Annotated in this window: 18 protein-coding genes and 1 pseudogene; 6 read left to right on the top strand and 13 right to left on the bottom strand. The window is 62.2% G+C overall.

Annotation, left to right across the window (positions count from 1 at the left end; translation table 11 throughout):
* The first annotated feature begins 31 nt into the window (after positions 1 to 31).
* Both typA and CLV78_RS05275 read left to right on the top strand, forming a co-directional pair.
* Positions 32 to 1,849 carry a translational GTPase TypA gene (typA, locus tag CLV78_RS05270; RefSeq protein WP_106203663.1) on the top strand — a complete coding sequence of 606 codons (1,818 nt, stop codon included), beginning with the start codon at positions 32 to 34 and terminating at the stop codon, positions 1,847 to 1,849.
* Between the two features lie 147 nt (positions 1,850 to 1,996).
* A complete protein-coding gene (locus CLV78_RS05275) occupies positions 1,997 to 2,953 on the top strand; it encodes a hypothetical protein (protein ID WP_106203664.1) in 957 nt (318 codons plus the stop codon).
* A gap of 19 nt (positions 2,954 to 2,972) precedes the next feature.
* Here CLV78_RS05275 and CLV78_RS05280 read toward each other — a convergent pair whose 3' ends face one another.
* From CLV78_RS05280 to recA, 3 genes are all read right to left on the bottom strand, one after another.
* Positions 2,973 to 3,260 (bottom strand): DUF1330 domain-containing protein, encoded by a 288-nt coding sequence (locus CLV78_RS05280; RefSeq protein WP_106203665.1) that lies wholly within the window; start codon positions 3,258 to 3,260, stop codon positions 2,973 to 2,975.
* Positions 3,261 to 3,263: 3 nt separating this feature from the next.
* Positions 3,264 to 5,927 (bottom strand): alanine--tRNA ligase, encoded by a 2,664-nt coding sequence (gene alaS, locus CLV78_RS05285; protein WP_106203666.1) that lies wholly within the window; start codon positions 5,925 to 5,927, stop codon positions 3,264 to 3,266.
* A 289-nt stretch (positions 5,928 to 6,216) separates the two neighbouring features.
* The gene (recA, locus tag CLV78_RS05290) at positions 6,217 to 7,281 is read right to left on the bottom strand and encodes a recombinase RecA (protein ID WP_106203667.1); all 1,065 of its coding nucleotides are present in this window, start codon (positions 7,279 to 7,281) and stop codon (positions 6,217 to 6,219) included.
* A gap of 196 nt (positions 7,282 to 7,477) precedes the next feature.
* Between recA and CLV78_RS05295 the strand changes: the two genes are divergently transcribed.
* Positions 7,478 to 8,077, top strand: a complete 600-nt coding sequence (locus CLV78_RS05295; RefSeq protein ID WP_106203668.1) for a gamma-glutamyl kinase — start codon at positions 7,478 to 7,480, stop codon at positions 8,075 to 8,077.
* A 123-nt stretch (positions 8,078 to 8,200) separates the two neighbouring features.
* Here CLV78_RS05295 and CLV78_RS05300 read toward each other — a convergent pair.
* The 4 genes and pseudogenes from CLV78_RS05300 to guaB form a co-directional block, all read right to left on the bottom strand.
* Positions 8,201 to 8,962: pseudogene (locus CLV78_RS05300) on the bottom strand (transposase family protein).
* 106 nt (positions 8,963 to 9,068) lie between these two features.
* On the bottom strand, positions 9,069 to 11,393 hold the full coding sequence (locus tag CLV78_RS05305; protein ID WP_106203669.1) for a hybrid sensor histidine kinase/response regulator: 2,325 nt from the start codon (positions 11,391 to 11,393) through the stop codon (positions 9,069 to 9,071).
* Between the two features lie 97 nt (positions 11,394 to 11,490).
* Entirely contained in the window at positions 11,491 to 12,654 is a 1,164-nt protein-coding gene (locus CLV78_RS05310) for an RsmB/NOP family class I SAM-dependent RNA methyltransferase (RefSeq protein ID WP_106203670.1), read from the bottom strand.
* A 684-nt stretch (positions 12,655 to 13,338) separates the two neighbouring features.
* Positions 13,339 to 14,793 (bottom strand): IMP dehydrogenase, encoded by a 1,455-nt coding sequence (gene guaB / locus CLV78_RS05315; RefSeq protein WP_106203671.1) that lies wholly within the window; start codon positions 14,791 to 14,793, stop codon positions 13,339 to 13,341.
* 122 nt (positions 14,794 to 14,915) lie between these two features.
* Here guaB and speB point away from each other — a divergent pair, with 122 nt between their 5' ends.
* Positions 14,916 to 15,875 carry an agmatinase gene (gene speB / locus CLV78_RS05320; protein ID WP_106203783.1) on the top strand — a complete coding sequence of 320 codons (960 nt, stop codon included), beginning with the start codon at positions 14,916 to 14,918 and terminating at the stop codon, positions 15,873 to 15,875.
* A 46-nt stretch (positions 15,876 to 15,921) separates the two neighbouring features.
* On the opposite strand, the gene CLV78_RS05325 is transcribed toward speB, so the two are convergent.
* The 6 genes from CLV78_RS05325 to CLV78_RS05355 form a co-directional block, all read right to left on the bottom strand.
* Positions 15,922 to 16,698 carry an HpcH/HpaI aldolase family protein gene (locus CLV78_RS05325; protein WP_106203672.1) on the bottom strand — a complete coding sequence of 259 codons (777 nt, stop codon included), beginning with the start codon at positions 16,696 to 16,698 and terminating at the stop codon, positions 15,922 to 15,924.
* Positions 16,698 to 17,789, bottom strand: coding sequence for an ABC transporter ATP-binding protein (locus tag CLV78_RS05330; RefSeq protein WP_106203673.1), 1,092 nt, complete (start codon positions 17,787 to 17,789; stop codon positions 16,698 to 16,700). The genes CLV78_RS05325 and CLV78_RS05330 overlap by 1 nt, the downstream gene beginning before the upstream one ends.
* 13 nt (positions 17,790 to 17,802) lie before the next feature.
* Entirely contained in the window at positions 17,803 to 19,449 is a 1,647-nt protein-coding gene (locus CLV78_RS05335) for an alpha-amylase family glycosyl hydrolase (RefSeq protein ID WP_106203674.1), read from the bottom strand.
* Positions 19,450 to 19,458: 9 nt separating this feature from the next.
* Entirely contained in the window at positions 19,459 to 20,607 is a 1,149-nt protein-coding gene (locus CLV78_RS05340; RefSeq protein WP_106203675.1) for a carbohydrate ABC transporter permease, read from the bottom strand.
* An 11-nt stretch (positions 20,608 to 20,618) separates the two neighbouring features.
* Positions 20,619 to 21,818: a carbohydrate ABC transporter permease gene (locus tag CLV78_RS05345; protein WP_245924834.1), complete on the bottom strand. Its 1,200-nt coding sequence runs from the start codon at positions 21,816 to 21,818 to the stop codon at positions 20,619 to 20,621.
* 74 nt (positions 21,819 to 21,892) lie between these two features.
* On the bottom strand, positions 21,893 to 23,239 hold the full coding sequence (locus tag CLV78_RS05355) for an ABC transporter substrate-binding protein (RefSeq protein ID WP_106203676.1): 1,347 nt from the start codon (positions 23,237 to 23,239) through the stop codon (positions 21,893 to 21,895).
* 258 nt (positions 23,240 to 23,497) lie between these two features.
* Between CLV78_RS05355 and CLV78_RS05360 the strand changes: the two genes are divergently transcribed.
* On the top strand, positions 23,498 to 24,529 hold the full coding sequence (locus CLV78_RS05360; RefSeq protein WP_106203677.1) for a substrate-binding domain-containing protein: 1,032 nt from the start codon (positions 23,498 to 23,500) through the stop codon (positions 24,527 to 24,529).
* Between the two features lie 8 nt (positions 24,530 to 24,537).
* Positions 24,538 to 25,857, top strand: a complete 1,320-nt coding sequence (locus tag CLV78_RS05365; RefSeq protein ID WP_106203678.1) for a GH1 family beta-glucosidase — start codon at positions 24,538 to 24,540, stop codon at positions 25,855 to 25,857.
* Positions 25,858 to 25,867 lie beyond the last annotated feature (10 nt).

Here is a 25,867-nt window from a genome sequence, read left to right on the forward strand (position 1 = left end):
TCGCCCGCCCAACTCTCCAAAGGACGAACACATGGACCTGCGCAATATCGCGATCATCGCCCACGTGGACCACGGCAAGACGACGCTGGTCGATGAACTGCTCAAGCAATCCGGCGCTTTCCGGGAAAACCAGTCGGTGGCCGAGCGCGCGATGGACAGCAACGACCTGGAACGCGAGCGCGGAATCACCATCCTCGCCAAGGCGACCAGCGTCGAATGGCACGGCACGCGGATCAACATCGTCGACACCCCCGGCCACGCCGATTTCGGTGGCGAGGTGGAGCGCATCCTCTCCATGGTCGATGGCGTGGTGCTGCTGGTGGACGCCGCCGAAGGCCCGATGCCGCAAACGAAATTCGTGACGTCCAAGGCGCTTGCCCTCGGCCTGCGTCCGATTGTCGTGCTCAACAAGGTCGACAAACCAGATGCCGAGCCCGACCGGGCGCTTGACGAGGTTTTCGACCTCTTTTCCTCGCTTGACGCCAACGAGGATCAGCTCGACTTCCCGCATCTCTATGCCTCAGGCCGCTCCGGCTGGTGCGATCCAGAGCTGGACGGCCCGCGCCAGGATCTCGCTGCCCTGTTCAACCTGATCGTCAACCACGTCCCCACGCCGCGCCAGCTCAAGCATGCGAACGATGACTTTTCCATGCTGGCCACCACGCTCGGCGCCGACCCCTTCATCGGGCGCACGCTGACCGGACGGGTTGAAAGCGGCACGCTGAAGGTCGGCGCAACCGTGCAGGCCCTGTCCCGCGTCGGTCAGAAGATCGAGCAATTCCGCGTCTCCAAGATCCAGGCCTTTCGCGGCCTTGGCATGCAGGAGATCGACGCCGCCGTTGCCGGCGACATCGTCACGCTCGCGGGCATGTCCAAGGCAACCGTGGCCGATACGATCTGTGCGCTGGCGGTCGAGGACCCCCTGCCCGCCCAACCGATCGATCCCCCCACGATCACCGTTACCTTCGGCATCAACGACAGTCCGCTGGCAGGCCGCGACGGCAAGAAGGTGCAGTCCCGCGTGATCCGCGACCGGCTGATGAAAGAGGCCGAGACAAACGTTGCGATCCGCGTGACCGACACCCCCGGCGGCGAGGCCTTCGAGGTCGCGGGCCGTGGCGAACTCCAGATGGGTGTGCTGATCGAGAACATGCGCCGCGAAGGCTTCGAGCTTTCGGTCTCCCGCCCGCAGGTGCTGTTCCGCGAGGAGGACGGCCAACGCATGGAGCCGATCGAGGAAGTCACCATCGACGTCGATGACGAGTATTCCGGTGCCGTGATCGAAAAGGTGACCGGCCCCCGCAAGGGCGAGATGGTCGATATGCGCCAGAATGGCGGCAAGACCCGGATCATCGCACATGTCCCGTCGCGCGGCCTGATCGGCTACCACGGCGAGTTCCTGACCGACACCCGCGGCACCGGCGTGCTCAACCGTGTGTTCTACACCTGGGCGCCCTACAAGGGCGCGATCCCGGGGCGCCGTGCGGGCGTGCTGATCTCGATGGAGGCCGGCGACGCCGTGGCCTATGCGCTGTGGAACCTGGAGGAGCGCGGTCGCATGTTCATCGGCCCGCAGGAGAAGGTGTACCAAGGCATGATCATCGGCGAACACAGCCGCGACAACGATCTCGAGGTCAACCCGCTGAAGGGCAAGAAGCTCACCAATGTGCGTGCGTCGGGCTCCGACGACGCGGTGCGGCTGACGCCGCATGTGCAGTTCTCGCTCGAAGAGGCCATCGCCTATATCGACGATGACGAACTGGTCGAGGTCACGCCGAACGTGATCCGGCTCCGCAAGCGTTACCTCGATCCGCACGAGCGCAAGCGGCAGGCAAGAGCCGCCGGCTGATCCGCCACAGCACTGCAAACCTGCTCCCGGCATCGCCCGTGGACGGCGACGCCGTGCGCCTGCGCGCATTGGCCTCCTGTATCTGCCCCGCCTTATTCTGATATCCTTGATATTGGTTTAGGTGGGCAGAGAAGGAGTGCTGCATCCATGGACCTTGCGCCGAGTGACGATTGTTTCCGCGACCTTGTCCTCCTTGCCAACGAGGCCGCGCTCGACCCGAGCAAGTGGAACTGGTTTCTCAAGAAAATGAGCACCCTGGCGGGGGGCGCGCGGGTGCAGGTCTTCTCTCACGATCTCCGGTCAAACCAGCCGCTGGGACATTTCGAACACGGATATGATCCGGAGTTCCTCGACAGCTACCGCGCCTACTACGGGGCCCGAAACAGCTGGATCCGGCAGTTCGGCAAGCTTCGCCCGGGGCGAACCGCCTATGGCAGCGAGCTTGTTGCCGACGATGTGCTGGAAAGCACGGAGTTCTACAATGACTGGGTGCGTCCGCAGGAGGACATGATCGGCAGTGCGGCGACAATTCTGGAGATCACTGACCGGAGGGTGACCGCTATCGCCGCGAATATCCGGCGGGCAGATCGGGACCGGCTGGAAAAACCGCTCCATGACCTCATGCAACGCATTGCCCCCCACCTCACGCAGGCACTGCGCACCGCGGAAACGATCGGCCGGCTGAAACTCGAAAACCACATTCTCTGGACAGGAATGGATCCCGCCATCTCCGCCCTGTTCATCCTGGATGCGCAATCCAGGGTCCGCTACGCCAACGCTCGTGGCAACGCTCTGGTCGATCGCGGTACGATCGTGCGGATTGACGCGCACTCTCGGCTGTCCATGTCCGACGTTGAAGCGAATACCGAGCTTGCACGTCGTCTTCATGACGACCGCCTGCACGGGGTGAGCCTGTCCCTGCCGTTTTTCACCAAGGGCACACGAACGGAGCACTTTGTCTGTCGCGCCGTGCCCCTGTCGACAGCCGAAGGGCCGCAGCCCTGGTTGGGCAGCAATGTCGGGGAGGGCAATGGCTACACCCTGCTCATCCTGTCTCCCGTCGCGCCACACGTTCCGAAAGCGGCCCACCAAGCCAGAATGTGATGACAGACGCCTTCGCCGGTTACTCGGAGGTCTCGACGATCAGGAGTTCACGTTCCGAGGCGCCACGCGCATGCGACAGCGCTTCCTGGTACCGGTCCGAGTGATAGCAGGCTTCCGCCGCCTCGACCGACGGGAAACGGGCAACCACGTTGCGCGGCCGCTCCTTGCCCTCCAACTGCACGTAGCGACCGCCACGCGCGATGAAGCTTCCGCCGTGTTCGGCAATCGCCTCGGACGCTATGGCCGCGTACTTGCCGTAGGCCACGTCGTCGGTCACCGTTACATGCGCAATCCAGAGTGCGGGCATGGTCTATCCTCCGATCACCGCTTCCGCCGCCTTGATGGCCGCGTCCGCGTTTTCCACATCCTTGCCGCCGCCCTGGGCCATGTCGGGGCGGCCACCGCCGCCGATCCCGCCCAGTTCCACCACGGCCGCCTTGACCAGATCCACAGCGGAGACCTTCTCGGTCACGTCACCAGTCACGCCCGCCGCAACAGCGGCCTTGCCGCCGGTATCGGCAATCAACAGCACCGCACCGGACCCGATCCTCGACTTGTGGTCGTCGATCAGACCCCGCAGATCCTTGGCCGTCACCCCTTGAAGCACTTGAGCAACGAAGGGTATTCCATTGACTTCACGCATATTTCCAGCGCCGTTTGCTGCCCCGGCGCCGCCGGCCATGGCGAGTTCCCTACGCAGTTGCGCGATCTCGTTCTGCAGTGTCTTGCGTTCGTCCATGAGCGTCCGGACCCGTTCGACGACATCCGCCGGCGGCGTCTTCACCGCGCCTGCCACTTCCGCAAGACGCTGGGCCTGCCGCGCCAGATGCTGACGCGCCGCCTCCCCGGTCAAAGCCTCGACCCGACGCACCCCGGCGCTGGATGCGCTGTCGCCAAGGGCCACGAAGAGACCGATGTCACCGGTCTGGCGGACATGCGTACCGCCGCAAAGCTCGATGGAGTAGGTCTTGCCGTCCGCCCCTTTGCCGGTATCGGCCTCACCCATGGAGACGACACGAACCTCGTCGCCGTACTTCTCTCCGAAGAGCGCCTGGGCACCGATGGCGCGCGCATCGTCAGGGGTCATGATCCGCGTCTCCACGGCCGTGTTCTGCCGGATGAAGGCGTTGACTTCCGCTTCGACGCTCGCCAGATCCTCGGGCGACAGGGCATGATTGTGCGAGAAGTCGAACCGCAACCGGTCCGGCGCATTGAGCGAGCCACGCTGCGCAACGTGATCGCCGAGCCGCTCCCTCAACGCTTCATGCAACAGATGGGTCGCAGAGTGGTTCGCCCGGATGGCGCTGCGCCGATCGTGATCGACAACCAGCTCCGCCCCAACACCGACAGGCACGACACCTTCCGTGATCTCCGCCATGTGCACGAAAACCCCGGCGATCTTCCGCGTGTCCGTCACTTTCGCCTGGCCACCTTCGACGGCAAGCGTCCCGGTGTCACCAACCTGACCACCGGATTCCGCATAGAAGGGCGACTGGTTCAGGACAATCTGCACGGTTTCGCCTGCCGACGCGCTCTCGACCACGGCGCCATCCCGGACGATGGCCACAATCTGCCCTTCGGCCTTTTCGGTGTCGTAACCAAGGAAATCCGTTGCGCCGTGCTCTTCCGCGATGTCGAACCAGATCGTTGAATCCTGCGTTTCGCCGGTGCCACTCCATGCGGCGCGCGCCTTGGCCTTCTGCTCCGCCATCGCGGCATCGAAGCCGTCAGTGTCGACGCTGCGGTCCTTCTCCCGCAGCGCATCCTGCGTCAGGTCGAGCGGGAAACCATAGGTATCGTAGAGCTTGAAGGCCGCCTCACCCGGAAGGTCCGCGCCCTCGGGCAGCCCCGCCAACTCGTCATCGAGCAACCGCAAACCCCGCTCCAGTGTCTGGCGGAAACGGGTTTCCTCAGATTCAAGCGTCTCCGTGATAAGCGCCTGGGCCTGCTGCAATTCCGGGTAGGCTCCGCCCATCTGGCGCACCAGTTCAGGTACCAGCCGATACATCAGCGGATCCTTCGCGCCAAGAAGGTGCGCATGCCGCATGGCGCGGCGCATGATCCGGCGCAGCACATAGCCCCGGCCCTCGTTCGACGGCATCACGCCATCGGCGATCAGGAAAGAGGTCGAACGCAGATGGTCGGCGATCACGCGGTGATGCGTCTTGCCCGGCCCGTCAGGATCAGTCGAGGTCTGGTTCGCAGACGCCTCGATCAGCGCCCGCATCAGGTCGGTCGCATAATTGTCGTTCGTGCCCTGCAACAGAGCCGCGACACGCTCGATGCCCATGCCGGTATCGATCGATTTTTTCGGCAGTTCCACCCGTGAGCCGTCCTCGAACTGCTCGAACTGCATGAAGACCAGGTTCCAGATCTCGACGAACCGATCGCCGTCCTCTTCCGGAGAGCCCGGAGGGCCACCCCAGATGTGGTCGCCGTGATCGAAGAAGATCTCCGACGACGGCCCGCATGGCCCGGTCGGACCCATCATCCAGAAATTGTCGTTTGTCGCGATGCGAATGATCCTGTCATCGGGAAGGCCCGCCACCTTCTTCCAGAGATCGGCCGCCTCGTCGTCAGTGTGATAGACAGTCACAAGGAGCCGGCTCGCATCGATCCCAAGTTCCTTGGTAACGACGTCCCAGGCAAAGGGAATGGCCTCCTCCTTGAAGTAGTCGCCGAAGGAGAAATTCCCCAGCATTTCAAAGAAGGTGTGGTGCCGCATCGTGTAGCCCACATTGTCGAGATCATTGTGCTTGCCGCCGGCGCGCACACACTTCTGGGAGGTCGTTGCGCGGGTATAGTCGCGGTGTTCGACCCCTGTGAACAGGTTCTTGAACTGAACCATGCCCGAGTTTGCGAACATCAGAGTGGGGTCGTTGCGAGGCACGAGGGGCGAGCTGTCGACCACCTCATGTCCTTGGCGGCGGAAGTAGTCGAGAAAGGTCGTGCGAATGTCGTTCAGGCTGGGCATCTGGCTCTCCGGCGGATCTGTCGCGAAGGTGTAGCCGCAGCCACGTGGGCTGTCCACCGGCTGCGACGCCGAGACCGGGATCGAACCCTGTTTTTCAGCCACATGCGGAGGCCGTTGTCGCTCGCCCGAGTGTCGGGGGACACGGGACGACACGTTGTAGGCTTACACGTGAATTCGATGATGATCGAGGCGACCGACAGCATCCCCCAAAAAGATAGGGGCCACGCAATGTGGCCCCGATACGACCCGTTCTGGGTCAGCGGTCTCGGTGCTTTGCACCGCCCGTTTTCTAGGCTTCGAGGACGTCTTCCTCGCCGCCGACATCAAAGTCGAGTCCGTGCGCGGCGCGGATCTTGTCCTCGATGTCCAGCGCTATGGGCGTGTTTTCCTTCAGGAATGACTTCGCGTTTTCCCGTCCCTGGCCAATACGCTCGTCGCCGTAGGAATACCACGACCCGGATTTCTCAACCACGCCAGCCTTCACCCCAAGATCCAGCAACTCGCCGGTCTTCGAAATGCCTTCACCATACATGATGTCGAACTCCACCTGCTTGAACGGTGGGGCGACCTTGTTCTTCACGACTTTCACCCGGGTCGCATTGCCGACAACCTCATCGCGATCCTTGATCGCTCCGATGCGCCGGATATCAAGGCGAACCGAGGAGTAGAACTTCAGCGCATTGCCGCCGGTTGTTGTTTCCGGGCTGCCGAACATGACGCCGATCTTCATGCGGATCTGGTTGATGAAGATCACCATGCAGTTCGACCGCGAAATCGACCCGGTCAGCTTCCGCATGGCCTGGCTCATCAACCGGGCCTGAACGCCAACGGAACTGTCGCCCATATCACCTTCGAGTTCAGACTTGGGCGTCAGTGCGGCGACGGAATCCACGACCACCATGCTCACCGCACCGGAGCGAACCAGAGTGTCCGTGATTTCGAGCGCCTGCTCGCCGGTATCAGGCTGCGAAATCAGCAACTCATCAAGATCGATTCCAAGCTTTTTGGCGTATTGCGGGTCCAGCGCGTGTTCGGCGTCGACGAAGGCACAGACCCCGCCCTTCTTCTGCTCTTCCGCAATGCAGTGAAGCGTCAGGGTTGTCTTGCCCGAGCTTTCCGGGCCGTAGATTTCGATAATGCGACCCTTCGGCAATCCGCCGATACCGAGAGCAATATCCAGACCGAGCGATCCGGTCGACGTCGCTTCGATCTCCGCCACGGGGTTGTCGGCCCCGAGCTTCATGATGGATCCCTTGCCGAACTGGCGTTCGATCTGGGCCAAAGCGCTGTCCAGCGCCTTCTGTTTGTCGGAACTCTGTTTGCCTGCCATGTCGAGAAGGTTCGCCGTCGCCATTTGTTTCGTCCTTATCTCATAGACCGCAGGGAGCGGCAATGACATCTGATGTTCTGCTCTTGTTCTCACTTTATGAGATCAAAAAGAGAACAATTCAAGCTGTTTTCTCCTCAATCCTTATTGGTCAATGACCTTAAGGAGCGGTAAACAACGACCAGAATCCGAGCGACTTCAGCAAATCGGGACGAAACAGCAGATGATGATTTTCTGGGAAGCCGGGCTCGTGTTGCTGGCGGTACCCAAGACCGGCACGCAGGCCGTCGAGGCAGCCCTCGCCGCCGATGCCGATATCGTTATTCGGAACCCGCCCGTTCAGAAGCATATGCCGCTGCGCGGGTACCGTCGCTCGATACAGCCGTTGTTCTCCGATGCCGACACGCGCCGCCTGGAAACTGTTGCCGTGATCCGGGAACCTGTCGCATGGCTGGGAAGCTGGTACCGGTATCGAAGTCGCGAAGATATCGCCGGAACACCCAACAGTACCAGAGATCTGGATTTTGATGCGTTTGTGCAGGGATACCTGGCGATTCCGCAGCCCGCCTTCGCCCGCGTCGGTGCGCAATCAAGATTCGTTTCAGCGGATGGGTCGACATGCGGGGTCGACCACCTATTTGCCTACGAGAGGATGGATGCCTTTCTTGCGTTTCTGGAAGATCGTCTGACCAGATCGATCACCCTCCCGCGAACCAATGTGTCACCAGAGCGAAATCTGGAACTGGAAAGCAAAACCCTCAGCTGCTTCAAGTCGGTCTATGCCTCCGACTTTGAACTACATGCCCGCGCGCTTGACGCCTGAGCGCGCTCACATGTCTTTCTCAGGCATGGCGAATGGCGGTTGCTTTGTTCGAGGCGCATTGACTCAGAGCCGGAACACTAGGGTCGCTACGAGCGCGTTTGCTGAGGGGAATACAGTCAGGGATCAGTCGTAGCGGGTGGCAACTCGGCCCCAATCTTTCTGGCGTCCGAACATGATCTTGCGTCTCTTGACCTTTCGTTTGTCGTCTCTGATTGGTTTGCCGCGCGACTTGCCTCCAGGGATGCAGGGCTTGATCCGCATTCCTATCAAGGCCTCTCGGAACCAGCCCGCATTCGCCATTGTCGCTCGGACCGATAGCGCGAAACGGCTCAGTATCCTCGATCTTTTAGTCGCCAATCGGCTGATGGCAGGTTACCCGCCAGCGTCCTGGCGCCAGTGTCGGCGCTGATCGTTGCCGCGCTGCCGATGCTCGCATCGCCGAGAAGAGAACCCGAAGTGATGAAGTTCCGGATCGGACGCCCCGCGGCGTCAGTGACGGCATGCAGCTTCGGGTTCAGGCCGCCTTTCGTGCGCCCGATCAGCCTTCCACACCCCCTTGTTCAACCACGGGCTGACGGCCGTTCGATGCGCCTTGAGGTATGTCGCGTCATGATCTTTTTAGATCCGTTGCTTCCGAAGCCAACCCCACCATGATCCGGGCAAGCACGTCCGTGTCGCTCCCGTTGCCCGGCAGGGCACGGTGCTGTGTACACCCGAGTGGAGCCGCTCCCAGCGATTATAGAGCATCCTGGTGCGCCATCTTCACTTGGTGCGCCTCTCTAACGCAAGTCGTTGCAATTTATAAAAAACGCCACGCTGACCACGTTCGCCATCGACGCATGGCCTGCCATGGCTCTTCGGACACTACGGCCGGAGCCGTGCCATCGGCTCATCGTTCGGCTGGGAAACGATTGCTCACTACGCCCCCGGAAGAATGGGAGCTTGGATCAAGCTCGCCCGGAATTTGCAACCAGATCAATGGGTCCTGGCACTAGTGGATCTGGTCACGGACTGTGGCGGTTAATTCGTTCAGCGAAAACGGCTTGGGCAGAAAGACGGAGTTGGGGATTCGTGATTGCTCGTCAGAGAAGTGTTCCTCGGCATAGCCGGAGACGAAGATCACGCGCACATCAGGCCTTTGCTTCAAGGCCTCTCGAACCCAGCTTGGGCCATCCATACCCGGCATGATGACATCCGTGACAAAGACGTCCACCTTCAACGAATTGTCCTCGAGGGTCAGCAGAGCTTCTTCTGCGCTCTCGGCCTCGATGACGGTGTAGCCCCGCATGCGAAGAGCGCGTGAAGCGAAAGCGCGCACCGGCGCCTCGTCCTCGACCAGAAGAATGACACCATCCCCCTGTTGCAGGGAGTTCACCGGAAGCGACTTGCGTGAAACAGGTTCGACGGACTGTGCCTTGTCATGAGCCGGGAAATAAAGCGACACAGTGGTACCTTTGTCGACTTCGGAATCCACAAAAATGTAGCCACCGGTCTGCTTGACGATGCCGTAGGCTGTGGACAGCCCCAACCCCGTCCCCTCGCCCGTCCTTTTTGTGGTAAAGAATGGCTCGAAGATCTTCGCGAGCTTGTCGGGCGGAATGCCCACGCCCATATCGACCACCTTCACAATGACATAGTCACCAGGCGCCACGACGGCTCGGTCCCTTGAAAAAGATTGCGAAATATGAGCGCTCTCTGATTCAAGACGGATCTCCCCACCGTTTGGCATCGCATCTCGAGCATTCACGACGAGGTTCATGATGACCTGCTCCAGCTGCCTCTTGTCTGCCCGGATCGGGCGAAGGGCCGGATCGTGGAACAGGGAAAGGGTCACTTTCTCACCTACAAGCCGGTTCAAAAGATGGGTCAGATCCGACAATGTATCCCGCAGGTCAAGAACCTCCGGTTGAAGGTTCTGTTTTCGGGAGAAGGCCAGCAACTGCCCGACGAGACTCGCGGCGCGATTGGCGTTCTGATTGATCTGGACCAGATCGCCATAGTCCTGGTCGCCTTGATCGTGCCGCAGGAGCAACAGGTCGCAATGGCCAGAAATAGCCGTCAGCAGGTTATTGAAATCATGTGCAATTCCGCCCGCCAACTGGCCGATTGCCTGCATTTTCTGGCTTTGAACAAACTGAGCCTCCAGCGTCTTCAACTCCGTGGCGTCATTCAGCACGGCGATGAGATCGACGTCCTTGCCATCCTTTACGCGTCCAAGAGTGATCTGGAGGTAGAGTTCTTTTTCACCAACGCTGGCTCGGACGAACTCCGACCGTCCCAGCCCCCTCCCACTTGCTGCCTCTTCGAGCCAGTCCTTGACCGACCGTCCGAGTCCTTCCACCAGTCGATGAAGTTCACCGTCCTCTTGTGCTGCCTCGCCGAGGAGGTCGGCAGCCGCGCGATTGACACCGCGAATCATTCCGCTTCTGTCGAGACGCAGCAGCGCCACCGGCAGGGAATCCATGCTGCCATCCTCGATCGCTGAGGACGTGGGTGCGACATCGGTGGTTGTATCCGGGATCAGGAAGATCTCCCGACGTCCGCCAGCGCCTTCCACCTCCACGACGCGCACGGAGACCGCCCCATCGATTCCGTTCAGAACATGGGTGTCATTGGGCCGGATGGGCAAGTCGGAAAAAACACGATCCAGCGTCTTGACGCGCCCCCCCATCAGCCGCCGCAGCGCATCGTTCATGAACAGCACAGCGCCGGAATGGCTGACGGTCATCATCGGAAGGCTGAGTTGCTCGGCGCCGCGGCCCACCGGGCCTCTCTCAACCAGATCCTCCAGCCGCCAGAGATAACGTTCCTCGCCGATCATGTGCACCGCCAGACGCACGTGTCCGCGGCGCGTCACGATATCCTCCCGTGCGCTTCCGCGCGCCTCGGCCCGGTTCTGAAGGCGCATCAGAACGGCAGATGGGTTGGCAAAAATCTCTCTCAGCGTGCGCGCGAGCGTTTCTTCGATACCTAAATCGCGACCGAACCGTTCGCGTGCTGCCCGGTTGCGCTGCTGGATGACACCGTCGACATCGGTCGTGAAACTCGGCGATCCGTCGTTCTCGATGAAGCCAGAGACCGCATCGCCAAGATCTTCTTTGGCGGCGACATGACGGGTTGAAAAGAAGCGGATCAGCACCGCGAGCGCAAGGAGTGTCCCGCCCCCGGCAAAGAGGGCAAGTCCCAACTTCGCGTCCGGGACATAGAAGGCCGCCGCAACCAGGACCACAGAGAACAGCGTAAGATAGAGCGTTCGCCCCGAATGTGCCGCTGCCGTACGTGTCACTGGATGAGGAGCAAGCGCCGGATGTGACAAGGATCCTCTCCCTCAGATTCGTCCGCGCCCATTTCCGCCCCAATAGGTTAATCGGTGCTTAAGCGTCTCCTGATTGAAGCAAATGCCCGGCAAAAACTCACGCATTTCTGCGAAAGACGGCCAAAAAGAACCCGTCGCCGCCTTCGAGCGGCGAGAATCGGCGCCCGCTCTCCCACGCCCAACCGTCGCGTTTCAGGAACCAATCCGCCTGATCCTCGTTCTCGCTTCGGAACATGGAGCAGGTGACATAGGCAAGGGCGCCACCGGGCGCAACGAACGGTGCCACGTCATCGACAATCTCGCGCTGAAGCGCGAGCAGACCTTCCAGCATGTCCGGCTCCAGTCGCCAGCGCGCCTCGGGTTGCCGCCGCCACGCCCCGCTGCCGGAGCAGGGTACATCCGCCACAACTAGGGCATAGGGCGCATGCCGGGCCACATCATTGCCCGAGAGCCGCTCGACCGAGGCACCCGCCCGCGCTGCCCGCGTCGGGAGGTCCTTCATTCGCCGCGGATCTGCATCATGCGCGAAGATCGGGCCTGCCCCACGGGCGGCCAAGGCGAGTGTCTTCCCGCCCCCGCCAGCACAATAATCCAGAACGGCCCCGGCATCCGGGAGGGGAATGGCGTCGGACACGGCCTGCGATGCGGCATCCTGAATCTCCACCAGGCCATCGCGGTAGCAGGCCGATCCCTGCACACGCCGCGCGCCCTCGACCGCCTCAAGGGCCGAGGGCGACAAAGGGTGAGGCCGGGTGACGATGTCTTCGACCGCGAGCCTGTCCACCGCCGACTGGCGCGAGGTCCTCGCGAGGTTGGCCCGAAGATAGACCGGCGCACGATCCCGCATGGCCTCCAACGTCCGATCACGCTCTTCGCCGAGGCTTCGCGTGCATTCGGGCAGGAGCCAGTCAGGGCAATCGAGCCGTTCCCCCAACTCCAGCGAGCGCGGCGGCTGACGTTCGGCATCGGTCAATAGGTCCGGCGCATGCCCGATGCCGGAGAACAGCTCCTCGGGATCCTGACCGGTGCTCCGGAGATAGCCCAGCACAAGCGCCCTGCCCGTCTCCCCATGTCCGAGCACGGCGGAGGAGCGCCGCCTGCGTATCGCGGAGAACACGAGGTCACGCACCGCGGCGCGATCCTTGGAACCCGCAAAGCGGCTTGCGCGCGACCAATTGGTCAGGATCTTCTCCGCCGGTTCGCCGGCCAACCAGCGATCCAGTATCTCTGCTGCTGCCGCGCAGCGCGCCCCGGGGGTCATGCCCGCCCCCAACGCGGGGTACCGCAGGACGGCCCACGCTCTGTGCCAATGGCACCCGCCGTGCTGGCAGCACTCGGAGAGGTCACATCCCGTAGACCGACGATCTGCCCGCAAGCCCCCTTCTCGAGATGATGCATTTCGTTCAACACTCGCAGCCCTCCACGACTCGCCGTCAACTCAGCCATGCCTGATGATGCAGTGATGGTAAATCCGGCGCAGTGGATTCGCCCGCAATCCATGGCGGGGTGAGCCGGGGACAAAGCCGTACAGGCGGGATCGCGTGTGCCGTAGAGATGCAAGTTAAACCACATATTATATTGATATTATTCAATTTTTCCAACTAAACACTTTGGCACTGCGGGGTGACGCCGGTCGATCCCCTCCGGTCTGGCTGAACCTTGCCCGCCGAAACACGCGGCGTAACTGTACGATACAAGATCCCGGTATCCGCGCGTGCTGACGTGGGTCTTTCCGTCGTTGCATGCGTGGGAGGCGTGAATTGCCGTCTGGGGACAAACCACGGCTTGGGTGATCCACGTTCCAAGACAAACCGGGTACGAGGGGCCGATACGAAACCTGCTCGCATCCCCTGAAGCGGGACCGATGTGAGCCCCCTTGCCCCAGCCCGGGCCAACGACGGATCGGCCCGCTACGACGGCGGGCCGACTCCGTTATTCAACCCACTCACCCCAAACGGTAATTCGGGCTTTCCCGCGTGATCTGGACATCATGCACATGACTTTCCTTGAGCCCGGCGCCGGTGATCTTCACGAACTGGCACCCGCCCCGCATCTCGGCCACGGTCGGTTTGCCGGTGTACCCCATGGCCGCGCGCAGGCCACCCACAAGCTGGTGGATCACGGCGCCGGCAGAGCCCTTGTAGGGAACCTGTCCTTCGATCCCTTCCGGAACCAGCTTGTCAGAGGCCGCGTCCTTCTGGAAATAGCGGTCGGCCGAGCCGCGCGCCATGGCGCCAAGACTGCCCATTCCGCGATAGGATTTGAAGGACCGCCCCTGGTACAGGATGACCTCGCCCGGGGATTCGTCGGTGCCCGCGAGCATGGATCCGACCATTGCGCAGGATGCTCCGGCAGCGATCGCCTTGGCGAAGTCGCCGGAGAACTTGATGCCCCCGTCGGCGATTACCGGCACGCCGCTGGCCTGGGCCGCCTCGGCACAATCGGAGATCGCGGTGAGCTGTGGCACGCCGACGCCTGCCACCATCCGCGTGGTGCATATCGACCCCGGTCCGATGCCGACCTTGATTGCATCCGCCCCGGACCCGATCAGCGCACGGGTCGCCTCGCCGGTCGCGACATTCCCGGCAACCACTTGCACTTCGTTGGACAGCTTCTTCACCCGTTCGACAGCGAGCCCCACCCCTTCGGAATGGCCATGCGCGGTATCGATCACGATCATGTCGACCCCCGCCTCCACAAGCGCGGCGGAGCGTTCGAAACCGGCGTCGCCCACGGTCGAGGCGCCTGCAACCCGGAGCCGGCCAAGCTCGTCCTTGCAGGCTTGCGGGTTCAGCACCGCCTGATCGATGTCCTTCAAGGTCAGCAACCCGGTGAGCTTGCCGGCCTTGTCCGTCACCAGCAGTTTCTCGATACGACGCTCGCGCATCATCGCGCGGGCTTCGCCCAGATCGGCCGGCTCGGTCAGGACAGCGAGCTTCTCGGCGGTCATCATTGCCTTGACCGGGGTTTCATCCTCGTGGGCGAACCTCATATCCCGGTTGGTCACGATGCCAACGACAAGGCCCCTCTCGTCCACCACCGGGAAACCGGTGATGTTGTAGCGATCCTGAAGCGCCTTCGCATCGGCCAGCGTCTGGTCCGGGGTCAGGGTGATCGGGTTGTAGACAACGCCGCTTTCGAAGCGCTTCACACGGCGGATCTGTCGGGCCTGCTCCTCGATATCGAGGTTGCGGTGAATGACACCGATGCCGCCGGCCTGCGCCATGGCAATAGCCATGCGGGCTTCGGTCACGGTGTCCATCGCCGAGCTGAGCAGCGGAATATTCATCCGGATGGACTTGGTCACAAAGGTCGAGGTATCGGCCGTCGCCGGCAGCACCTTGCTCTCGGCGGGAACGAGCAGAACATCATCGAAGGTCAGGGCCTCACGAATCTCCATGGCATCCTCCTGGAGGGGGGTCGTTTGGCGCACCCCCTATACACGCTTTGACGTCGCATGAAACCCCGCATTTCGGGGATTCCCACTTGGCAGTGGCAGATCTTGTTGCAAAACTCCGCGCCATGAGTGGACATGGATATGAAAGCGGGCGGCTTGATCTGCCCTTCGTCGGCGTCTCGACCTTCGGGAAACGCCCCTTGGTGACCGACTGGAACGCGATCGAGGCGGATGCCGCGATCCTGGGCGCACCGTTCGATGCCGGCACCCAGTTTCGCGCTGGCGCGCGGTTCGGGCCGCGTGGTGTTCGCGAAGCCTCCACGCTCTTCAGCTTTGGCCATGCGGGCGCCTATGATCATGAGGACGACGAGGTTTACCTCGGCCCCGACGTACGGATCGTCGATATCGGGGATGCCGACATCGTCCACACCGACACCGAGAAGAGCCACGCCAATATCGAGGCCGGTGTGCGCGCCATCCTGAAAGCCGGCGCGCTGCCCGTTGTCATCGGCGGCGACCACTCCGTGAACATTCCCTGCATTTGTGCCTTCGACGATCAGGCGCCGTTCCACCTCCTGCAGATCGACGCCCACCTAGATTTCGTGGATGAACGGCACGGGGTCCGCCATGGCCACGGCAACCCGATGCGCCGTGCCGCCGAGAGGGACCATGTCACGGGCCTGACCCAACTGGGCATCCGCAACGTCAGCTCGACCGCGAAGGAAGGCTATGCCGCCGCACGCGACATGGGCTCCGATATCCTGTCTGTCCGGCAAGTCCGAAAGCTCGGCACGGAGGCCGTGCTGGACCGGATCCCGGACGGGGCCCGCCTCTATGTGACCCTCGATATCGACGCCTTCTGCCCCTCCATCGCGCCGGGAACCGGAACGCCGTCACACGGCGGGTTCCTCTACTACGAGGTGCTGGAGCTTCTTCAAGGTGTCGCCAGGCGGAACAGGATCGTGGGGTTCGACCTTGTCGAGGTCTCTCCCGACCACGATCCGGCACGGGTCACGAGCATTCTCGCCGCGCAGGTGGCGCTGAACTTCCTCGGCTTCATCTTCGCCGCCCGTACACGCGGTTGACGTCAACGCGTCGTCGGGCCCGCAACCCGGAAAGGCGGCAGGCGTGTCAGGTCAGGGTTGCGCGCGCCGTCGTGGCAAGCTCACGGATGGCGGCCGCAACCGTCGTTGCATCCGCCCCAACCCCGAGGAACCGCGCCCCGAGCTCCTGAAACCGCGGATAGAGGTCGGAATCGTAGTGAATGATCCCGGCCGCCTTGCCGGTGGCCGCAATCCGGCGGATCGCTGTTTCGATGATCTCCACGATCTCGGGATCGTCGCCATTGTCCCGAAAGCCGAGGTTCGCCGAAAGGTCGGCCGGACCGACGAAGACGCAATCGACACCGGGAACGGCGGCAATGGCTTCGAGGTTCTCCAGTGCCGTCGCGGTCTCGATCTGAACGATCACGCAGATCTCGTCATTCGCGGTGGAATCATAGTCCGTGATCGCTGCGTAGTTCGTGGCCCGCCCCAGCATCGCCCCACGGCCGCGAATGCCCTCGGGCGGGTACTTGCAGGCGGCCACGACAGCCGCGGCCTGTTCCGGCGTGTCGACCATCGGAACCATGATCGTCTGGACGCCGAGGTCCAGAACCCGCTTCAGGATCCAATCCTCCCCCCAGGCCACGCGCACGACCGGCGCGGCGTCGAACCCCTGCATGGCGTTGAGCTGCGCATGGATCATGTCCAGCGTGTTCGGCCCGTGCTCGGCATCGATGAGACACCAGTCGAAACCGGCGCTTGCCGCGATGGAGGCGATGGGAGGGTGTCCGAGATCCAGCCAACAGCCCATTTGCAGGCGGCCTTCGGACAGGGCGTGTTTGATCGGGTTCCTGGGTGCGGGCATCAGCGATACAACAATGAGGTTCCGTCCATGAAAACATGGACCTTTTCAGGTGAAGCGGTCATGTGAAGGGTCTGCCCCTTCAGACCACGGTGAATGCCGGGAAGCTTGGCGATGACGGGGTCCTTGCCCGGCGCATCGGGCACGAAGAAGAGCAGCGTAACCTCCCCGAGATTCTCCTGAACGTCAACTGTCCCCGTGTACCCGGTCCCGTCCTCGGACACATGCATGTCTTCGGGTCGGACGCCGACGTTGACGGTCTTGCCCATGTCCGCCGCGGTCGAGGGATAGGCCGACACGATGTCACCATGGTCGTCGGCCAGCCGGATCGTTGTCCGCTCGCCCGTCGCGGTAATCTCACCGGGGAAGAGGTTCATCGCGGGTGAGCCTATGAATTGCGCCACGAACTCGTTGCGCGGCTTCTCATAAAGCTCCAGCGGCGTACCGACCTGGCTGATGCCCTTGTTGGCCAGCACAACGATCCGGGAGGCAAGCGTCATCGCCTCCACCTGGTCATGGGTGACGTAGATCATGGTGCGATCCGGCATGCTTTCCTTGAGCTGCGCGATCTCCAGCCGGGTGGCGACACGGAGGGCAGCATCGAGGTTGGACAGCGGCTCGTCGAAGAGGAAGACCTTGGGATCACGCACGATACAGCGGCCGATGGCGACACGCTGGCGTTGCCCGCCCGAAAGCGCCTTCGGCAACCGGTCGAGATAGGGCGTGAGTTGCAGGATGTCGGCGGCTTTGCGCACCGCGTCGTCGATTTCCTGCTTGCTCATCTTCGCCAGTTTCAACGCGAAGGCCATGTTGTCATAGACAGTCATGTGCGGATAAAGCGCGTAGCTCTGGAACACCATCGCGATGCCCCGCTGCGCCGGCGGCACGTCGTTGACCACCTGCCCGTCGATCTGCAACTCGCCGCCGGTAATCCTCTCCAGGCCCGCGATCATCCGCAGAAGCGTGGACTTGCCGCAGCCGGACGGACCGACAAAGACGATCAGCTCCCCCGCGTCGATGTCCAGGTTGATGTCCTTCAGAACGGATACATCGCCATAGCTCTTGGCGACATCGGTCAGTTTCAGTCCTGCCATCTGTTCCCCCTCCTCAGGCCGGTTTGGCGGTCGCGAACACCGCCTGGTACGGCGGCAACGTGGCCCCGCCTGCATCGATTGTCGAGCTGAATGGATTGTCCGGCACTGCGGCCCAGTTGCCCGGCGGCAAGTCGATTGCCCGGGCGTTGTCCGACAGGTTGAACGCGCAGAAGACACGCTCGCCCCCGTGCTCCCGGACAAAGGCAAGGAAACCGTCTTCTACGATATGCGGCAGAAAGCTGCCTTTTTGCAGGGCCGGATGTGCGCCGCGGAGCGCAATGATCCTGCGATAAAAATGCAGCAGAGCATTCGGGTCACGTTCCTGGGCGGCCACCGACTTGTCCAGGTGCTCGGGCGCCACCGGCAGCCAGGGAGTCCCCTCTGAGAAGCCACCGTTCGCAGCCTCGCCGGACCAGACCATCGGCGTCCGGCACCCGTCCCGCCCCTTGAACTTCGGCCAGAACCGTTTGCCGTAGGGGTCCTGCAGGTCCTCGAAGGAAACATCGGCCTCCGTCAGGCCCAACTCCTCTCCCTGGTAGAGACAGACCGTACCCCGGAGCCCCATGAGCACCGCGGCGTAAAGGCGCTGCTGTGTTTCGGTCAGGGACCAACGGCTCCGGTGACGCGGCACGTCGTGGTTCGAGAAGGCCCAACAGGCCCAGCCATCCGCCGCCATGCCATCAAAGGTCTCCACCACGTTTCCGACATGAAGACCGGTCGGAAACTCGTTGGAAAGAAAGGCGAAATCATAGCACATGTGCAGCTTATCGCCGCCCGAGGTATACGCAGCCTGCACCTCCGCCCCTCGCTGCCCCTCGCCGACTTCGCCCACCGATGTGATCGCCGGATAGAGGTTCATCAGGCGGCGGAGTTTCCGGAGGAACGCGATGTTTTCCGGACGGGATTTGTCGAACAGGTGGTCCTGGAAGTTGTACGGGTTCACCGCCGGCGCGGTCTTGTCGTTGATCTCCTCCGGCGCAAGCGGAGGATTGTCCCGCAAGTGCTTATCATGAAAATAGAAATTTACCGTGTCCAGCCTGAACCCGTCGACGCCCTTTTCCAGCCAGAACCGGGCCACATCCAGAAGCGCTTCCTGCACCTCGGGCTCGTGGAAGTTAAGATCCGGCTGCTCGATCAGGAAGTTGTGCAGGTAGTACTGCATACGCTCGCCGTCCCATTCCCAGGCCGAACCGCCAAAGATCGAGAGCCAGTTTGTCGGCGGGGTTCCATCCGGTTTCGGATCCGCCCAGACATACCAGTCTTTCTTTGGGTTATCGCGGCTTGCCCGACTTTCCTTGAACCAGGGATGCTGGTCGGAGGTGTGCGACAGCACGAGGTCGATCATCACCTTGATACCAAGCCCGTGGGCGGTCTCGATCATGGTGTCGAAGTCACCCAGCGTGCCGAACATCGGGTCGATGTCGCGGTAGTTCGAAACGTCGTATCCGAAGTCCAGCATCGGCGAGGTAAAGAATGGCGAGATCCAGATGCAATCCACCCCGAGTGAGGCAATGTAGGGCAACCGCTCGATGATGCCCGGGATATCGCCGATCCCGTCGCCATTGCTGTCCTGATAGGACCGCGGGTAGATCTGGTAGATCACCGCACCACGCCACCAATCCGGATCGACCGAGGCATTTTTCACTATGGTATCAGACATTTATGAGCCCTACTTGACAGAGCCGGCCAGCAGACCGCGCACGAGGTAACGTTGCATGGCAAAGAAGACCGCGATCGGCACCGCCATGGAGATGAAGGCCGCCGTGGCGAGGATTTCCCAATTGCCGCCGCGGGTGCCGAGAAGCTCGACGATCTGCTTGGTCATGACCGTCGTCTCACCGGTCGAGTCCACAAGGAACACCATTGCGACAAGCAGGTCGTTCCAGGTCCAGAGGAACTGGAAGATCGCGAAGGAAGCGAGCGCCGGGAAAGACAGCGGCAGGATGATCTTCACGAAGATCTGGAAATCCGTCGCGCCATCGACCTTGGCATTCTCGATGATGTCGCGTGGCAACCCGACCATGTAGTTCCTGAGCAGGTAGATCGCGAGCGGCAAGCCGAACCCCGTATGCGCGAGCCACACCCCGACGTACCCCTTTCCAATGCCGATCACATTGTGGAACTTCAACAGCGGGATCAGCGCCAGTTGCAGCGGCACGACCAGCAGTCCGACAACGGCTGCAATCAGCAGCGCACGGCCGGGGAACTCCATCCAGGCGAGCGCATAGGCGGCGAATGCGGCAATCACGATCGGGATCACCGTGGAGGGAATGGTCACCGTCAGCGTCGAGAAGAAGGCCTTGGTCATGCCTTCGGAGTTTCTCGGGTCGAGCAACATGCTCTCGTAGTTTGCCGTGGTGAACTCCGGTGGGGTCGTGGCGGTGATGAACACCCTCTGACCACGCGACCCGGTGAATTCCTCCGTGTTTTCCATCCTGTAAGTGCCGTCCGGATTGACGGTGATGGTGCCGCCCTTGTTCAGCTCAGCGGTATCTCCGGCCTTGTAGTCCGCGATGGCGCGGGAAGAGATGCCCCAGACGGACACAGTGCCGGCGGAGCGCCCTTCGAACAGGTCTCCCTCGATCACGTAGAGATCGCCCTGCTGCACCTGGGTATCCGGAGCAGCGGCGCGAATGACCAGGTTTTGCTCGGCGGGGAACATGGATTTCCACCAGCCGGATGTCGCGATCTGGTCCGCGGTCCGGAACGAGGACACAAAAAGCCCCACCGTCGGAAAGAGCCAGAGGATGACGAGAAACGCCACGGACAGATGAACTGCCCAGGTCAGACCGGATTTGGTTCCTGCAATATTGTCCATGATCCTGCCCCCTACTTCATCTCGCGGCGCGCGTTGCGCACGTTCATGACAAGGATCGGCGTGACCAGCAGCATGATGACCATGGCGGCCGCCGACCCCACGCCCCAGTCATTGGCGCGGAAGAGCTTGTCGTACATGTAGTTGGCAAGCACCTGCGTTCCCCACTGGCCGTTGGTCATGGCAAACACGATGTCGAAGACCTTGAGCACGGTGAGCGTGATCGTCGTCCACACGACGACGATCGTGGGCATGATCTGTGGCACCTTGATCTTGAAGAAGATCGTGAAGGGCCCTGCCCCGTCGACGATCGCCGCCTCGACGGTTTCCTCTGGGATGCCCCGCAGGGCCGCGGACAGGATGACCATGGCAAACCCGGTCTGGATCCAGATCAGAACGACCATCAGGAAGAAGCTGTTCCAGATCGGCAGCGTCAGCCATTGCTGCGGTTCGCCGCCGAAACTGACCCAGATTGCGTTCAGCACGCCGATCTGGTCCTGCTCGGCGGGGCGTGCGTCGTACATCAGCTTCCAGATCACCGAAGCGCCGACGAAAGAGATCGCCATCGGCATGAAGATCAGCATCTTCGCGATATTGCCCCAGGAGATACGGTCGGTCAGCTGGGCCACGATCAGGCCCATAGCCGTGGACATGGCCGGCACCACGAACAACCAGAGCATGTTGTTGCGCATCGCCTCCCAGAATTTCGGCTCGCTCATCATCTGGGTGTAGTTGTCGACACCGACGAACTCGTAGCCGCCCGGGATCCGCTGCGTGAAGGACAGCCGGAACGTCTCAAAAACGGGATAGGTCAGGTAGAGCCCCAGCGCTACCATGGCCGGCAGCAAGAAAAGCCAGGGCCGGATCATGTTGGCCCTGGAGATGTTGCGGCCGGCGGTGGTCGCGCCGGAGCCGAAAACGAAGTCGTTGAGCCTCCACAATCCGAGGATCAGCGCACCGGCCAAGACAAGCCAGAGGAAGCCCTGAACCGAGAACAGCGCGTCGGTCATCAGGAAACCGATCGCGATCAGCACGGACGGGATCGCGAACAGGAAGATCGTGCCAAGCTTGCGCCGCGCCGCGGTCTGCTCGGCGCTGAAGGCGCGTGCGGGCAGCAGGAACCTGTCCAGGAGGTAGTTGGAAAGGACAAAGTACCCGACGCAGCCGCCGACACCGATGATTATGGTTACGAGACCCTGCAAGGCCGGATGCATGACGTCCTCCCCATGGCGATCATGAATGGCGAAGCGGGCGGCCCGGTACGAGCCGCCCACTGGTGTTTGTCAGGTTACTTCAGAGCGTCCCAGGAGTTCTGGATCTCGTCGGCGACCGTCTGAGCATCCGCGCCGCCCGCGTAGTCCACCATTCCTGTCCAGAAGGTGCCTGCGCCCACGCCGCCCGGCATAAGGTCGGACCCGTCGAAGCGGAACGTGTCTGCGTTCAGCAGGATATCGTTCATCTTCTTGAGGGTCGGATCGCCGAAGAGGTCCGTGTTCACGCCCTTGTGCGGGGTGAGGAAGCCGGATTGTGCCATCCAGACTTCATGCGCAATCGGCGACTGAAGGAACTTCATCAGCTCCTGTGCACCGGGGCTGTCATTGGTAATGGCAAAGACGGTGCCGGCGCCGAGAACGGGCTTCCCGAGATCCTTCTCGGCATAGGCCGGGAAATAGAAGAAATCCGCATCCTCACCGATCACCGTGCCTTCCGGGAAGAAGGTCGGGATGAACGACGCCTGACGGTGCATGTAGCACTGCGGCGGCGAGGAGAAGAGACCCTTGGGGCTGTCGCGGAAATCGGTGGAGGCAACCGCCCCGGCACCGCCGGCGACATGGTCGTCATTGCGGGCAAACCAGCCGAACTCTTCGATGGCGGCCACGACCTTCTCGTCGTTGAACGGCAGATCGTTGGTGACCCACATGTCATACGTGGCCGGATCCTGCGTGCGCAGCATCATGTCCTCGACCCAGTCGGTCGCCGGCCAGCCGGTGGCCCCGCCGGACCCGAGCCCGATGCACCACGGCGTTTCGCCGTCGGCAACGATCTGCTCGGTCAGAGCCTTGAGGTCTTCCATGGTCTCGGGCACTTCGTAGCCCGCATCCTCGAAGTTCTCCGGGATGTACCAGACCAGCGATTTCACATCGACCTTGTAGAAGAAGCCGTAATACTCGTCCTCGCCGCCAGGTCCGGCATAGGTCCCGAGGTCCACCCAGGATTGCCCGGCAGCATAGTTCTCGCGGGTCCAGTCAGCGGTTTCCTGCGGCAGCGGTGTCAGCTGGCCACGGCCCGCCATGTCGGCAGCAAGGCCCGGCTGGGGATAGATCGCGATATTCGGGGCCGAGCCACCCTCGACATCCACCACGATCTGTTGCTCGAAGCTGTCGGATCCGGTGTAGCGTACATCGGCGCCCGTCGCTTCGCGGAAGTACTCCAGCACGCTGTCGACGAGTTCCTGGTCCGGGCCGAGCCACGGGCCGAAAACCGTGATCTGCTCGCCGCTGAGGTCGACAGACTTCAGGGCCTCATAGCTGTCCCAGTTGAATGCACCCTCTCCGGGCGCGAATCTCAGCTCTGCATTCGCCGCCCCGGCAATCAGGGCAAGACCGGCCACGCTGGCCAATAGGTTCAATTTCATGAATAGCCTCCCGAGTAAGTCCCGGAGCCGTCGCCCCGGCGACCAAGTTTGCCCGCGCCGCGAATCGATCTCAAAGCGCTTTGGACGCCAATCAATCTAGACCTCCCACGCAGGCTGTCAACGAAACAAAGATAACCTCTTTTTTCACCCGCGGTGCGACTTTTCCCCGGCTTCCTGCTCAAAATTCCGACCCAAAGCCCTTTGACTAGCCGTGAAGACAGGCGTAACCTCCCCATGTCGAAATCGGACTCAACACGGATGAACCTCAAGGACCTGGCCGCCAGCCTCGGGCTCAGTCAGACCACTGTCTCGCGCGCCCTCAATGGCTACCCGGAAGTTTCCGAAGCGACCCGAAAGAGGGTCACGGAAGCGGCCATCAAGTATGGCTACCGCCCCGACAGCCGCGCCCGGTCGCTGGCGACGGGCAAGGCCATGGCGGTGGGACTGGTTATCCCGATGACCAGCAGCCACGAGATGGTGAACCCGGTTTTTGCGGATTTCGTTGCCGGCGCGGGAGAGACGCTGTCCGGCCGCGGATACGACATCGTCCTGTCGCTTGTGTCCGAGGCGGACCAGACGGCCGTCTATCGTGCGTTGGCCACAAAGGGGCGCGTCGACGGGCTGATCATGCAGGCGCCCCTGACCGGCGACGAACGGATCAGCATGCTGAAGAAGCTCGGGCTGCCGTTTGTCGTGCACGGCAGGGTGTCGGATCACGACGACCAGTATTCCTGGATGGACATGGACAACAGCCATGCCTTTCACCGCGCCACTGACCATCTGCTGGACCTCGGGCACAAGAGGATCGCATTGCTGAACGGGATCGAGGCAATGGATTTTGCCCATCGCCGCCGCGACGGCTTCATCGATGCCCATAGCGAGCGCGGCCTGCCCGTCTTTCCCGAGCTGATGGCAAGCGAGGCGATGACGGAGGTCTACGGGTTCAATACCACGAACAGGATGCTCTCCATGCCGGCCCCGCCGACGGCCTTTCTGACCTCCTCCCTGCTGGTCGCAATGGGTGTGCGTCGGGCGATCGAGTCGCGCGGGCTGCGCATGGGACAGGATATCTCCATCGTCACCCATGACGACGCGCTCTCGTACCTTCCCAACGGCACCGAGGATGTGCCTATTTTCACGGCCACGCGTTCTCCGGTGCGGAAGGCCGGCCATATCTGCGCCGAGATGCTGATGAAACTGATCGACACACCGGGCTCCGATCCGATCCGGACCAAGCTCGAAGCCACCCTGACACTCGGCCCTTCCAGCGGCCCCGCTCCCAATTCCTGAGGTTCCCCATGTTCAAACGCAGCGACTTCCCCGATGACTTCGTCTTCGGCGCGGCCACCGCAGCCTACCAGATCGAAGGCCACGCGTTCGGCGGCGCCGGCCGCACGATCTGGGATGACTTTGCAGAAACCGCCGGCAATGTCGTGCGGGCGGAGAATGGTGCCGTCGCCTGTGACCACTACCATCGGTGGCCCGAGGACCTCGACCTGATCCGAGATGCCAACCTCGACGCCTACCGCTTCTCCGCCTCCTGGGCCCGGGTGCTTCCCGAGGGCCGCGGGACCGTCAACCAGGAGGGGCTCGACTACTACGACAAGCTCGTCGACGGCATGCTGGAGCGCGGCATCAACCCGATGCTGACGCTCTATCATTGGGAACTTCCCTCGACGCTCAACGATCTCGGTGGATGGGCCAACAAGGATGTGGCCAAGTGGTTTGCCGACTACGCCGAGATCCTGATGGGTCGGATCGGCGACCGCATTTGGCGGACGGCGACAATCAACGAGCTTTGGTGCGTTTCCGTTCTCAGCCACTACCTCGGAGCTCACGCACCGGGGGTCCGCAATGTCCGAACCGCCGTGCGCGCCATGCACAATGTCTCGCTGGCGCATGGCACGGCCGTTCAGGCGCTTCGGGCAATGGGTATCGGTGAGATTGGCGCGGTATGCAATTTCACCTATCCCGAACCCTTCGACGACGGCCCGGAGACGATGGCCGCCGCCCGGCGGATGGACGACCTGCACAACCGCTTCTTCATTTCCGGGTTCTTCTGGAAACAATACCCGGAGGAGTTCCTCCACCACGTGGGCCGGCACCTGCCCGAGGGCTGGCAGGATGACATGGACGTTGTCGGCAGCAAGGTCGACTGGCTCGGTGTCAACTACTACACCCGCAACATCGTCGCGGCGGCCGACGGCCCCTGGCCTGCGACGCGCGAGGTCGAGGGCCCGCTGCCCAAGACCCAGATGGGCTGGGAGATCTACTCCGAGGGTCTTCTGCATTTCCTGCGAATGTGCCACCGCGAGTTCACCGGCGACACGCCGCTTTACATCACCGAAAACGGCATGGCGAACCCGGACGTCGTGCAGGACGGTGCCGTCGACGACGCGATGCGCATCAGTTTCCTTGAGAGCCATTTCGAGCGGGCACGAGAGGCCATTGCCGATGGTGTGCCGCTGAAGGGGTATTTCGTCTGGTCGCTGCTCGACAACTACGAATGGGCGCTTGGGTACGAGAAGCGGTTCGGATTGGTCCATGTCGATTTCGAAACCCAGAAGCGCACCCCGAAAGCCTCCTACCACGCCCTCAAATCCGCCCTGTCCCGCTGAGGAGACCGCG

Origin of the sequence: Aliiruegeria haliotis (genome assembly GCF_003003255.1) — a bacterium.
GTDB classification, from domain to species: Bacteria; Pseudomonadota; Alphaproteobacteria; order Rhodobacterales; family Rhodobacteraceae; genus Tropicimonas; species Tropicimonas haliotis.

Excerpts from the sequence above, each read along its gene's own strand:
- typA (WP_106203663.1), top strand. The coding sequence starts at position 32 with ATGGACCTGCGCAATATCGCGATCATCGCCCACGTGGACCACGGCAAG.
- CLV78_RS05275 (WP_106203664.1), top strand. The coding sequence starts at position 1,997 with ATGGACCTTGCGCCGAGTGACGATTGTTTCCGCGACCTTGTCCTCCTT.
- CLV78_RS05280 (WP_106203665.1), bottom strand. The coding sequence starts at position 3,260 with ATGCCCGCACTCTGGATTGCGCATGTAACGGTGACCGACGACGTGGCC.
- alaS (WP_106203666.1), bottom strand. The coding sequence starts at position 5,927 with ATGCCCAGCCTGAACGACATTCGCACGACCTTTCTCGACTACTTCCGC.
- recA (WP_106203667.1), bottom strand. The coding sequence starts at position 7,281 with ATGGCGACGGCGAACCTTCTCGACATGGCAGGCAAACAGAGTTCCGAC.
- CLV78_RS05295 (WP_106203668.1), top strand. The coding sequence starts at position 7,478 with ATGATGATTTTCTGGGAAGCCGGGCTCGTGTTGCTGGCGGTACCCAAG.
- CLV78_RS05310 (WP_106203670.1), bottom strand. The coding sequence starts at position 12,654 with ATGACCCCCGGGGCGCGCTGCGCGGCAGCAGCAGAGATACTGGATCGC.
- guaB (WP_106203671.1), bottom strand. The coding sequence starts at position 14,793 with ATGGAGATTCGTGAGGCCCTGACCTTCGATGATGTTCTGCTCGTTCCC.
- speB (WP_106203783.1), top strand. The coding sequence starts at position 14,916 with ATGAGTGGACATGGATATGAAAGCGGGCGGCTTGATCTGCCCTTCGTC.
- CLV78_RS05325 (WP_106203672.1), bottom strand. The coding sequence starts at position 16,698 with ATGCCCGCACCCAGGAACCCGATCAAACACGCCCTGTCCGAAGGCCGC.
- CLV78_RS05330 (WP_106203673.1), bottom strand. The coding sequence starts at position 17,789 with ATGGCAGGACTGAAACTGACCGATGTCGCCAAGAGCTATGGCGATGTA.
- CLV78_RS05335 (WP_106203674.1), bottom strand. The coding sequence starts at position 19,449 with ATGTCTGATACCATAGTGAAAAATGCCTCGGTCGATCCGGATTGGTGG.
- CLV78_RS05340 (WP_106203675.1), bottom strand. The coding sequence starts at position 20,607 with ATGGACAATATTGCAGGAACCAAATCCGGTCTGACCTGGGCAGTTCAT.
- CLV78_RS05345 (WP_245924834.1), bottom strand. The coding sequence starts at position 21,818 with ATGCATCCGGCCTTGCAGGGTCTCGTAACCATAATCATCGGTGTCGGC.
- CLV78_RS05355 (WP_106203676.1), bottom strand. The coding sequence starts at position 23,239 with ATGAAATTGAACCTATTGGCCAGCGTGGCCGGTCTTGCCCTGATTGCC.
- CLV78_RS05360 (WP_106203677.1), top strand. The coding sequence starts at position 23,498 with ATGAACCTCAAGGACCTGGCCGCCAGCCTCGGGCTCAGTCAGACCACT.
- CLV78_RS05365 (WP_106203678.1), top strand. The coding sequence starts at position 24,538 with ATGTTCAAACGCAGCGACTTCCCCGATGACTTCGTCTTCGGCGCGGCC.